We start from the raw sequence: 10,685 nt of genomic DNA on the forward strand, positions 1-10,685 counted from the left end.
TGTACTAGCTCAAACCAGATCTGACAGTTACCCATTTTTTAGTGTGCCTGTCAGGTTAAATTTGAGCTAAATTCTTCTCAGCCCAAATTCGCTTCCCATCAAGTAATGTTTCCAGTGGTGTGCGACCACAGCACATTTTTCCCTGATGAGTTCGTTCAGTATTATAGAATTTTTGCCAAACGTCTAGATCAGCTTGTAATTCCTCTAATGTACTATATAGATTCTTCCTAAATGTAATTTGATAAAACTCCTGCAAGATCGTCTTATGGAAACGCTCGCATATTCCATTCGTTTGTGGGGATGCTGCTTTTGTTTTGGTGTGATCAATATCATTGATGGCTAAATATAGCTCATAATCATGTTGTTCAACCTTACCGCAATATTCAGTACCTCTATCTGTCAGGATACGCAGCATTGGTAGATCCTGCGACTGATAAAATGGTAGTACACGATCATTTAACAGATCTGCTGCTGTAATCGGTGTTTTCGTTGTATAGAGCTTGCAATGAACGACTTTGCTGTAGGTGTCGATAAAAGTTTGTTGATAGATTCGACCAACACCTTTCAGATTGCCAACGTAAAATGTATCTTGGGCTCCAAGATATCCTGGATGGTGTGTTTCTATTTCGCCACAAGCAACATCATCTTCATGTTTACGCTCAAGTGCAGCAATCTGATGATCATTTAACTCAAAGCCATCTTGTGCCACTTTGGCTTCTAAGGCTTTCAATCGCTTTTTAAAATTCTCTAAATCGTGGCGAAGCCAAATAGATCGAACCCCGCTACCTGAAATGAATACACCATTTTTACGCAATTCATTACTACTGCGGTGTTGACCATAAGCTGGATATTGGATTGCGAAATCAATAACGGCTTGTTCTATGGCATCGTCTACACGATTCTTAAGATTCGGTACTCTTCGGGATTTGTTGATGAGTGAATCAACACCACCTGATTCAACGAGTTCCTGATAACGGTAAAAGGTATCTCTAGAGACACCCATGACTTTACAAGCTCTGGATACATTCTGAAGTTCTTCAGCTAAATTGAGTAAGCCTACTTTGTGTTTGATGATTTGATTGTTAGTATGCAACATAAGAAAGTTACCTTTGTTTGATTAAGATTCGACACCTTTATCAAAACGGGTAACTTTCTCTTTTTCAAGATCAATGTCTGATCAGATCTGAACTAATACAAGTTAAAAGTGTAGCTGTATCGAACTCATGTTAAATATAATTTCTTGATCAATAAAATGAATGCAATAAATATATTGTTTGATGATCTAGAGTTTGCAATACCACGCTTTACCTCTAAAGTTTAAATTGTTTTGCTCATATACCCCCGCTCAACATAGCGACATCCATGTCGCTTCACGATAGCAAGACCATCGATGATTCAAAAGTACAAAATAAATGAATCATCAAAATATTCTAATGAGCATAAAGCTCTTTGGATATCGATGAGTGATATCAGAATCATTTGTATGAATAATCCGGCGGTTTGACTATATTTCATACTTTAAACAAAGCTGTAAATTGTCCCAAATCATAGTGCTAAAAAATCCCCAGTTGGGGATTTTTTTACAGACTCAAACTTACATTTGGCTTTGAATATAATTTTCGATGCCTACACTTTCAGTAAGATCTAATTGAGTAGTGGTCCAATCCCAATACTCTTCTTCTTTTTCTAGAATTTCTTGAACCAAATCACGTGTCACATAGTCTAAATGTGTTTCTGCCAATGCAACGGCAGTTTTTAATGCTTCAATATTTTCTTTTACTTTGCGAACGTCACAATTCAAAACTTCAACCGTATGTTGACCGATATACAGTTTTCCTAAATGTTGAAGGTTTGGTAAGCCTTCTAAAAAAAGAATACGCTCAATAATTTTATCGGCATGCTTCATCTGACGAATAGACTCTTTATACTCAGCTGAGCCCAGTTGTTCAATTCCCCAATCATTAAACATACGAGAATGTAAAAAATATTGGTTAATTGCAGTCAGGTGGTGAAAAAGCACTTGGTTGAGTTGGTTGATAACGTCACGATTGCCTTTCATGGTCAAAGCTCCATTCTAAATTTCTGCCTTAAATCCTATCCAAAATGTTTCACTCAAAAGGATGTCATTGAAATATAGTAATTAAGGCAATCTGATATCAGTCTATATTAATCAACTTTTGAGATGCTGACGAGTTATTTATAGAACGGCAAATGAAAATCGCAATCAAAAACAATAGGGATGTCGTTTTATGATGAGTAATGATCTTAAAAAATGAACCCGCTTTGAGTCGAAGCGGGGGAGGAGAATGATCCGGAGATCATTAGAAAACTTATTTATTATCGTTATAGGAAAATTCTTGGTATCGCTTTGCTAAGCTGCTACAGAAATACGTGCAGCAATTAGTGAGAGTTCTTCATTGATAATGCTTTTTGCTTCAGGTGCGCAACGACCACAGCAGGTACCCAAATCTAATAATTCACGCACGTCACGATAGCTTTCCGCACCATTAGCCATAGCGTCTTTAATATCTTGATCTGTAATACCACGACATAAGCATACATACATGAAAACTCAACCTAGCGGTTAAATGCGATAACTAATATTATTGATAATTATTATCACTTGTCAATAGTGTTTATTTAAAATACGACTGATCATGATTGGCTTTTTGAATAAAAAAATACCACCTGATCGGTAGTATTTTTTGTATATTTTTAATACATTTTAAATCAATTGCTTAGCTAAAAACGCTTTTTTCACAATTATTGCGGGATAATCACCACACCATCCATTTCAACCAATGCACCTTTCGGCAATGCAGCAACACCTAGCGCAGCGCGTGCTGGATAAGGTTGAGCAAAGTACTCTCCCATGATTTGATTGACCAACTGAAAATTTGATAAATCTGTGAGGAAAATATTGAGTTTTGCGATATCAGCCAATGAGCCACCTGCCGCTTCGCAAACCGCTTTTAAATTGTCAAAAACACGTCGAATTTGGGCTTCAATGCCATCAACCAATTCCATGCTGTATGGATCTAAGCCAATTTGCCCTGAAAGATACAAAGTATTGTCTACGAGGATCGCTTGTGAATAAGTTCCAATCGCAGCAGGGGCATTTTCAGTATGAATCACTTGGCGGGACATTGATTTCTCCTTGATTTTTAATCATTTCATCATGACGCATAAACGAGACACCATTCATCAATGAATAACGATAAATAGCGTACAGCTTAATTTAGCATGCTTTTGCTTTCAGTGTTTCATTCATTGCAATGGGCATTGCCAATCGACTGATACGAGGGAAACCAAACTGCATACGGAGCTCACGAATGATTTGTGCAATTTGTTTGCGATTATTCACCACGATATTCACATAAGTTTTATCTTCGTGTGTACGCACTGATTCGACGCCCGTTTTTGCTTTACGGCAGAGATAAATTAATTCCGAAATTTGCTCATCAGTGAGTACCAAGTCAATACTTAAGTAAGCATTGAAGTTTACATCGTCTTCTTGTTCAGAAGTCCAATGGAGCAACATGATATTTTCAGGATGTAAATGTTGTTCATGCAACAGGTTATGACAGCGCTCACGATGAACAATTAAACCACGACGTGATAAATGACCTTGAATTGGATCACCTAATACAGGGTTACAACAATGTGCATATTTAACATCTACGCCATCTGTCCCTTGAATTAAACGATTTGAAGCATGTTCTTCGGTATTTTGCGATTGCGCATATAAATGATTGGCAACCAATTGAGGAAGCAAATCACCTACAGCAATTTGTTCAAATAAGGTGTCTTTATCTTGAATATGGCGCCATTCCAACAGATCAGCCCAATCTGCTTCTGATAAATCTTTGATTGAACGATTGAACAATTTTAAAGCACGGTTTAATGCTTGTTGTCCTACCAATCGTTGTTCATCAGGATCTTGATCTCGCAAAATATTTTGGATCGCACGTCGTGCTTTTTGGGTATTAATAAAGCTTAACCAATCTGGGTTTGGCGTTGCCAATACATCTGTGATGATTTCAATCACTTGACCACTGACCAGTGGTGTTGAAAGTGGCTTAATTTCCCCATTGATTTTGGCACCCACAGCATGGTTACCCAAAAATAAACTTGCTGAATAGGCAAAATCAACAGCAGTCGCGCCTTGCGGTAATTCGTGCAATTGACCATGTGGGGTATAAACCCAAATTTTTTCTTGATGTAAATAATCCAATAAGTCGCTAAATGTAGTTTTAGCACATTCATTACCCACCAAGAGATCTAGATTCTTCATGGATGCTTGAATTGCTGAACGGCAAGCTTGCGGTGCATTTTCACCTAGAACCACACCAAATCGTGCTGCTTTACGCATCAATTCAGTTTGAATGGTCAGTGACAGTGTAGTACGTTCACCTTTTAGTTTGATCATTAAAGATTGATTACCACCGGGGAGTGGGCGACGAATATGATCTTCATAGTCTAAAACTTGGAAGTTTTCCCGTAATGCATCGACCAGACGGTCACAGTCGGCAATGCTTTGCAGGATAATTTCAAAAGCATGGCTATGGGTGAGTTCTTGCAAATCAATTTCATTTTTAACAAAATGGCGCAATAATTCGATATTGTTATTCTTCTTTTTAATACGCCCTTGAATATTATAATTATTCAGCAATTCAGCTAAATTTTGTTCCCAGACAGATTGATATTTACATCGTTCTGGTTTGGTTTTGAGTAGATTCTCTTGGACGTCATTGTACATATCAAGATCAAGATTTTGATAGCACAGATGCTCTAAGTTATCTGCCATTTCATTCATACCCACTAGACGTGCCATAGGTACAAAAATATCAAAGGTTTCTTGAGCAATGCGTGCACGTTTATCTGGGCGTAAAGCGCCGAGCGTGGTCATGTTGTGATAGCGATCGGCAAGCTTGATGATAATTACACGAGGGTCTTGCAAGGTGGCTTGGAGAATTTTGCGGAAAGATGCGGCTTTATTATATTCTTTGTCACTGGAGTGGCTGAGTTTGGTGACACCATCAACCAATTCTGCAACAGTCTTGCCAAATTTTTCGGTAATGTCTTCTTTGGTAAAATCAGTATCTTCAATGACATCATGCAGCAAAGCTGCCATTAATGTTTCAGCATCCATACGCATATGCGCCAAAATACAGCTCACAGCAATCGGATGTAGGATATAGGGTTCACCACTTTTACGTGTAATACCATCATGCGCAATATCAGCATAATCACAAGCCGTAAGAACCCGCTCGACATCGCTTGGTTTTAAGTAAGCGTCGATAATTACGTTAAGCTGTTGCTTGGCTTGGCTGACCTCTTGGCCTGGCATAAAAACACCTATCCTAAATTACAAATTTGAAATCTTTTCCTAATGCTTAATGAAAAGCATATTGAGCGACTTGTCAATTTCTAGATCGAAAAAATATTTATTTTTTTAACAAATATTTTGAAATTTGTCGATCAATAGGCGATTTTTGTTGAGAAGCGACTGCAATAAAAAAGCCTAGTTGAAAAACTAGGCTTTTAGAAAAAGCTGATCTTATTGGAAAGAAAAGCCTTCAAGATTAAGATTGTTTGCAGATAAAGCAAGGTCAAGACTTGATGTTTGATAATCTTGATCACGTTGTTTCAAAATATCTTTTGTCACATGACCAATCGCAATCTCACGTAATGCAACAACAGTCGGCTTGTCATTGTCCCACTCAACAGTAGGCTCAATACCTTGACGTGCCAATTGACGCGCGCGTTTGCTTGCCACTAGTACAAGCTCAAAGCGGTTGTCTACATGGTCTAAACAATCTTCAACGGTTACGCGTGCCATAGGAATTCTCGTTTGGATACAAAATTTTTAAATAGACTACGCAGTATAAAATGCTTTCATCACATACTCAAGTTTTAATCGAAGCTTATTGAATAAACTTCAACTCAAAAAATTAACTTTGCGGGGTAATGAGCTTTGTAATCAAAGCTTGATGACGGTTCGCTTGTTGCTCAATTTTTAAGCGATTGGCGTTGATCACAGACTCTAAATCATGCAAAGCTTTATTGAAATCATCATTGATAATAATGTATTCAAAATTAACATATTGTTGCATGTCTTCAACCGCACAGCTGAGACGGTGCTCAATTACTTCTACAGAGTCAGTTCCTCGATTTGAAAGACGTTGACGTAAATCAAACTGAGTTGGTGGGAGGATAAAGATTTGTTTAGATTCAGGAAAAAGTTTACGAACTTGTTCAGCACCTTGCCAGTCAATCTCTAAAAGCACATCATGACCTTTAGCCAATTGTTCTTTTACTGTTGCTTGTGCAGTACCATAGTAATTGCCAAACACTTCTGCATATTCGATAAAACCACCTTGATTGACTTGGTCAAGAAAGTCTTCTTTAGACGTAAAATGATAATGAACACCGTCGAGTTCGCCAGGTCGTTGACCACGAGTCGTATGAGAAACAGAAACATGTAAATTGCTTACACGTTCAAGTAGCGCCTTCACGAGAGATGTTTTGCCTGTTCCTGAAGCCGCAGAAACGACAAACAATAAACCCGACATGATATTTTTCCTGATATGATAAAATATCTTCTCTATTTTAGAGTAGAGCGCAGACAAACAAAACAGTTTTTACACATTGTTTGTGTTTAATCGCTAAAATATATCCAACCATTGAAGTGAGCAACGAGGATTTTATGGAAATTGTATTGGCTAATCCACGTGGATTTTGTGCAGGTGTAGATCGTGCAATTGCCATTGTCAATCGTGCACTTGAATGTTTTAACCCGCCGATCTATGTTCGCCATGAAGTGGTGCATAACAAATTTGTGGTGGATGATCTTCGTCAACGTGGTGCAATTTTTGTTGATGAGTTGGATGAAGTTCCAGATGATAATATTGTTATTTTTAGTGCACATGGTGTATCCAAAGCCGTACAACAAGAAGCTGAACGTCGTGGATTAAAAGTGTTTGATGCAACTTGCCCGTTGGTCACTAAAGTCCACATCGAAGTCACCAAATATGCTCGTGAGGGCACAGAAGCAATTCTCATTGGTCATGAAGGTCACCCTGAAGTTGAAGGGACGATGGGACAGTATGACAAAAAAAATGGTGGTGAAATTTATCTGGTTGAAGATGAAGAAGACGTTGCATCATTAAGCGTTAAACATCCTGAAAAAGTCGCATTTGTTACTCAAACCACGTTATCTATTGATGATACAGCCAAAGTCATTGATGCCTTACGTCATAAATTTCCGCATATCCAAGGTCCTCGAAAAGATGATATTTGTTATGCCACTCAAAACCGTCAAGATGCTGTACGAGATTTAGCAACCCAGTGTGATGTAGTGTTGGTGGTAGGCTCTCCAAACTCCTCTAATTCAAATCGTTTACGTGAGTTGGCAGAGCGAATGGGGAAACATGCTTATTTGGTGGATAATGCGGACGAGTTGCAACAAGCATGGTTTAGTCCTGAGCATAAAATTGGGGTGACTGCAGGAGCTTCTGCACCAGAGATTTTGATTAAGCAGGTCATCCAGCGTTTGCAGGACTGGGGTGCAACAGCACCACAAGAACTCAACGGTCGTGAGGAAAATATCACATTTAGCTTGCCAAAAGAGTTACGGATTCATGTAACTCAAGCATAAAGATAAGTCTTAATTTTTAAGCAGATAGCTGAATATTTCAGTTATCTGCTTTTTTATGCCTTTTATCCAACTTGTATTGGTTTTGTAAGTGTTTAAGTTATGATTTTAAATAGGGTAAAGTTTTGTTGTGATGGAGTTGTAATGCGAAATAATCGGGGATTCACCTTAATTGAGTTGATGGTGACGATAGCTGTTTTCGCTGTTATTGTTATGATGGCTGCACCCTCATTTAATAAGTTAATTGTCAATCAAAAACTAACTAGCAGTACGCGAGGATTGATCAATGCTTTTAATTTGGCTAAATCTCAAGCCGCAATTTTAAAAAGAGCTGTTGCAGTTTGTCCAAATAAAACGATTGCTGGGGCAAGTTATACTAAATTGGATTGCGCAACATCAGCAATCCCAAACTTTGCAACAATTACAAATGCTATAGAAAAGCAAGATGTGTTAGATAACAGAGTGATTTTAGTACAAATAGATCCAAAAGTAGAATTGAAATCAGGCAGTGTAACGAATGTTGTGTTTAATGAGGTGGGGGCTAGTGGAGCATCGAAAAATATAATTCTATGTGCAGGCAATAATTCAAGAACAATTACAGTTTTGCAACTTGGTAATGTGACGCAAACGACGGGAACTTGTTAAATGATAATAATAAATAATCAAAAGGGTGTGGGGTTAATGGAAGTTCTTGTTGCGCTTTTGTTGCTAGCGATAGGTGTGCTTGGTTATTCAGCATTGCAACTAAGAGCAATAGATGCATCTTCTGAAGCTTTATACCGTTCTCAAGGTATGCTAATTCTTCGCGGTATCGCTGATAATATTCGTGCAAATCCAGCTGGTCAGAGTAATTATCCTACTGCAGTGAGAAGCTATACTTCATCTACAACTGCACCTACAGCCCCAACCGTCAATTGTTTTAATGTCGCTGAAGCACAAAGATGTACTCCAGCACAGATGGCTACTTATGATGCTTACCTTGCTGAAAAAGCAGCTTTTGATTTGGGTATGCATATCACTATGGATGACTGTCCAGGTGTGGCGGCTGCACCTGTGAAACGACAATGTTTGTTTATTGCTTGGGATGATACGACTTTAACGGCTACAGCTACAGCTGCAAATATTAGTAATTGTATGTCTGACGCTGGAGTGTATGTGTCGGGTTCAAAATGTCTCATGATGGAGGCATACTAGTGAAATATAAAAATAATTTGCATGCCCGGAAAGGATTTACACTTTTAGAGTTGATCGTTGCAATAGCAATTGGACTCATCATTGCCGCTGCAGCGATGCAACTTTTTATAGGTGGGTTTTTGACATCACGAATGCAGGAAGCAAATGCAGAATTACAAAACAGTGGTATCTTTGGTTTAGATTATATGACCCGAGATATTCGCCTTGCCAATTTTGGTAATACTCGTCCTGATTTAAACGATCAGACACCTCGTGGTGGAATTATTTTAACGGCAAGAGATGCTGTAGATACTAATACAAATATTACATTTCCATCTTCGGCACCATTTATTTCTAAAGGTTTATTAAGCCATAGCAAAGGTAATCAGGAAGATGTTAGTGGGGTCAAAAATGAGTGGCAAGGTCTATCTAACGTAAACCAAACTAGTGATCAGTTGACGATTCAATTTGTAGCCCCAAATGAAATGGTGAATTGTGAGGGGAATAACGTTCAAGAAGGCGATTATGTGATTCAACGTTATTTCTTAAGACAAGATCCTGCTGATGCGAGTTCTGGAAATAATTTTGCTCTGGCTTGTGATGCGAATACGCCAACAGCTTCAGGAGTAACTCCAGTTGCAAACCCGAGTACAATTTCAGGGTTTGGCGATGCTGGACAAGTGATTATGCCGCGAGTTGATCATTTTGTTGTGCAATTGGGGGTGAGGGACAGTAATAATCGTCTTGCATATTATTCAATCAATCAATATAGAGCTGAAGCCAGCAAGGCAAGAGCAAAAACGCCTGCTGTTGTTCCTCCACGAATTGTTGCTGTAAAAATAGCAGTATTAGTACGCTCCATGGATGATACGAAAAATCAGAATATTGATTTGTCAAAAACTATATCAGTTTTAAATCAAGATATTACATTGAAGGATACATCGACTTTATATGCGCGTCGAGTATATTCAACGACAGTTGCCTTACGTAATGGTTTGGGAGTTCCTAAATGAAAAATAATTTAACAGCAAGAGGGGCATTACGACATCAAAAAGGTGCAACATTAATTGTCGTGTTGATTATGTTGTTACTTGTCACAATTCTTGGTGTTTGGGGGATTCGCACTGCCATGACATCGTTAAATATTGCAACAAATAGCCAAGTTGGACAATTATTGTCGCAAACAGGTGATACACCAAGCAATTATTTTTTGAATACTTCTGATTATAATGATTTAACAAGAATTACAACTGCTGTCGGTCAAGCAATTACATTACACAAAGAAAGGCCAGGAAGAGAAGTCATATTTTGTTATAAGCCAACCTCAAAAGAGATTATAGATACTGCTTTTGATACAACAGTTTTGGTGCCTCCTCAACAATCAGCAAATGATGATACAAAAGCAACAATAGATTCTGTTTATTCAAACCGCGGCGGATTTTGTGATTTAACCAAAGATTTTGGTAGTTCACGTGAAGCTGTTGTGACTCAAGTTGCGGTTAAAATTATCTCAGAGCCAGGTGCTATTGGTGCTGACTTAGAGCGAGGAACGAATCAAGCAGAAGGCGCCACTGAAACTAAAGATAAGGTCGATGCGAAGGTTCGTGTCACAACTACAGCAATCATGCCTAGTTTTGCGCATTCCAACATATCAGATATTCAAAATGACTGTATTGGTAGTGCAGGAACTGTGGGCTATATCAACGATAACTTAGGTACAGAATTGCAAGGTAAAAAAACCGTAGCAGATTGTTTAACTAATTACGGTGTTCCTATTAGCACGCAAGTTCAAGAGTTTGAGATGCGATCTCGTGATATTCAAATTGAAGCACCAATGTAAATTGGGAGAATGAAA

General features: G+C 38.3%; 12 protein-coding genes. 5 read left to right on the forward strand and 7 right to left on the reverse strand.

Going from position 1 to position 10,685, the window contains the following annotated elements; all coding sequences use genetic code 11:
- Positions 1 to 55: 55 nt before the first annotated feature.
- The 7 genes from AAV97_RS03060 to gmk all read right to left on the reverse strand — a co-directional run bounded on the left by AAV97_RS03060 (position 56) and on the right by gmk (position 6,575).
- Positions 56 to 1,096, reverse strand: a complete 1,041-nt coding sequence (locus tag AAV97_RS03060) for an IS481 family transposase (RefSeq protein ID WP_046759779.1) — start codon at positions 1,094 to 1,096, stop codon at positions 56 to 58.
- 498 nt (positions 1,097 to 1,594) lie between these two features.
- A complete protein-coding gene (bfr, locus tag AAV97_RS03065) occupies positions 1,595 to 2,059 on the reverse strand; it encodes a heteropolymeric bacterioferritin subunit Bfr (RefSeq protein WP_004826395.1) in 465 nt (154 codons plus the stop codon).
- A 312-nt stretch (positions 2,060 to 2,371) separates the two neighbouring features.
- Positions 2,372 to 2,566 (reverse strand): bacterioferritin-associated ferredoxin, encoded by a 195-nt coding sequence (locus AAV97_RS03070; RefSeq protein WP_042088554.1) that lies wholly within the window; start codon positions 2,564 to 2,566, stop codon positions 2,372 to 2,374.
- A 197-nt stretch (positions 2,567 to 2,763) separates the two neighbouring features.
- Positions 2,764 to 3,147 (reverse strand): RidA family protein, encoded by a 384-nt coding sequence (locus AAV97_RS03075; protein ID WP_004826398.1) that lies wholly within the window; start codon positions 3,145 to 3,147, stop codon positions 2,764 to 2,766.
- 91 nt (positions 3,148 to 3,238) lie between these two features.
- Entirely contained in the window at positions 3,239 to 5,350 is a 2,112-nt protein-coding gene (locus tag AAV97_RS03080; protein ID WP_004826400.1) for a RelA/SpoT family protein, read from the reverse strand.
- A 210-nt stretch (positions 5,351 to 5,560) separates the two neighbouring features.
- Positions 5,561 to 5,842 carry a DNA-directed RNA polymerase subunit omega gene (gene rpoZ, locus AAV97_RS03085; RefSeq protein ID WP_004718302.1) on the reverse strand — a complete coding sequence of 94 codons (282 nt, stop codon included), beginning with the start codon at positions 5,840 to 5,842 and terminating at the stop codon, positions 5,561 to 5,563.
- A 112-nt stretch (positions 5,843 to 5,954) separates the two neighbouring features.
- Positions 5,955 to 6,575 (reverse strand): guanylate kinase, encoded by a 621-nt coding sequence (gmk, locus tag AAV97_RS03090; protein ID WP_005035411.1) that lies wholly within the window; start codon positions 6,573 to 6,575, stop codon positions 5,955 to 5,957.
- Positions 6,576 to 6,709: 134 nt separating this feature from the next.
- Between gmk and ispH the strand changes: the two genes are divergently transcribed.
- The 5 genes from ispH (at position 6,710) to AAV97_RS03115 (ending at position 10,670) form a co-directional block, all read left to right on the forward strand.
- Positions 6,710 to 7,660 (forward strand): 4-hydroxy-3-methylbut-2-enyl diphosphate reductase, encoded by a 951-nt coding sequence (gene ispH, locus AAV97_RS03095; RefSeq protein WP_005035414.1) that lies wholly within the window; start codon positions 6,710 to 6,712, stop codon positions 7,658 to 7,660.
- Positions 7,661 to 7,801: 141 nt separating this feature from the next.
- Positions 7,802 to 8,302: a GspH/FimT family pseudopilin gene (locus AAV97_RS03100; RefSeq protein ID WP_046759780.1), complete on the forward strand. Its 501-nt coding sequence runs from the start codon at positions 7,802 to 7,804 to the stop codon at positions 8,300 to 8,302.
- Positions 8,303 to 8,851: a type IV pilus modification protein PilV gene (gene pilV / locus AAV97_RS03105; RefSeq protein ID WP_026040258.1), complete on the forward strand. Its 549-nt coding sequence runs from the start codon at positions 8,303 to 8,305 to the stop codon at positions 8,849 to 8,851.
- Positions 8,827 to 9,843: a PilW family protein gene (locus AAV97_RS03110; protein WP_171249343.1), complete on the forward strand. Its 1,017-nt coding sequence runs from the start codon at positions 8,827 to 8,829 to the stop codon at positions 9,841 to 9,843. Before pilV ends, AAV97_RS03110 begins: the two co-directional genes overlap by 25 nt.
- Entirely contained in the window at positions 9,840 to 10,670 is an 831-nt protein-coding gene (locus tag AAV97_RS03115) for a PilX N-terminal domain-containing pilus assembly protein (RefSeq protein WP_005035422.1), read from the forward strand. Before AAV97_RS03110 ends, AAV97_RS03115 begins: the two co-directional genes overlap by 4 nt.
- Positions 10,671 to 10,685: the final 15 nt, after the last annotated feature.

Origin of the sequence: Acinetobacter sp. Ag2 (assembly GCF_001005515.1) — a bacterium.
In the GTDB taxonomy this organism is placed as follows: Bacteria; Pseudomonadota; Gammaproteobacteria; order Pseudomonadales; family Moraxellaceae; genus Acinetobacter; species Acinetobacter bereziniae.

Coding starts and splice junctions, on each gene's coding strand:
- rpoZ (WP_004718302.1), bottom strand. CDS start 5,842: ATGGCACGCGTAACCGTTGAAGATTGTTTAGACCATGTAGACAACCGC.
- ispH (WP_005035414.1), top strand. CDS start 6,710: ATGGAAATTGTATTGGCTAATCCACGTGGATTTTGTGCAGGTGTAGAT.
- AAV97_RS03060 (WP_046759779.1), bottom strand. CDS start 1,096: ATGTTGCATACTAACAATCAAATCATCAAACACAAAGTAGGCTTACTC.
- AAV97_RS03110 (WP_171249343.1), top strand. CDS start 8,827: ATGTCTCATGATGGAGGCATACTAGTGAAATATAAAAATAATTTGCAT.
- AAV97_RS03100 (WP_046759780.1), top strand. CDS start 7,802: ATGCGAAATAATCGGGGATTCACCTTAATTGAGTTGATGGTGACGATA.
- AAV97_RS03080 (WP_004826400.1), bottom strand. CDS start 5,350: ATGCCAGGCCAAGAGGTCAGCCAAGCCAAGCAACAGCTTAACGTAATT.
- gmk (WP_005035411.1), bottom strand. CDS start 6,575: ATGTCGGGTTTATTGTTTGTCGTTTCTGCGGCTTCAGGAACAGGCAAA.
- bfr (WP_004826395.1), bottom strand. CDS start 2,059: ATGAAAGGCAATCGTGACGTTATCAACCAACTCAACCAAGTGCTTTTT.
- AAV97_RS03070 (WP_042088554.1), bottom strand. CDS start 2,566: ATGTATGTATGCTTATGTCGTGGTATTACAGATCAAGATATTAAAGAC.
- AAV97_RS03115 (WP_005035422.1), top strand. CDS start 9,840: ATGAAAAATAATTTAACAGCAAGAGGGGCATTACGACATCAAAAAGGT.
- pilV (WP_026040258.1), top strand. CDS start 8,303: ATGATAATAATAAATAATCAAAAGGGTGTGGGGTTAATGGAAGTTCTT.
- AAV97_RS03075 (WP_004826398.1), bottom strand. CDS start 3,147: ATGTCCCGCCAAGTGATTCATACTGAAAATGCCCCTGCTGCGATTGGA.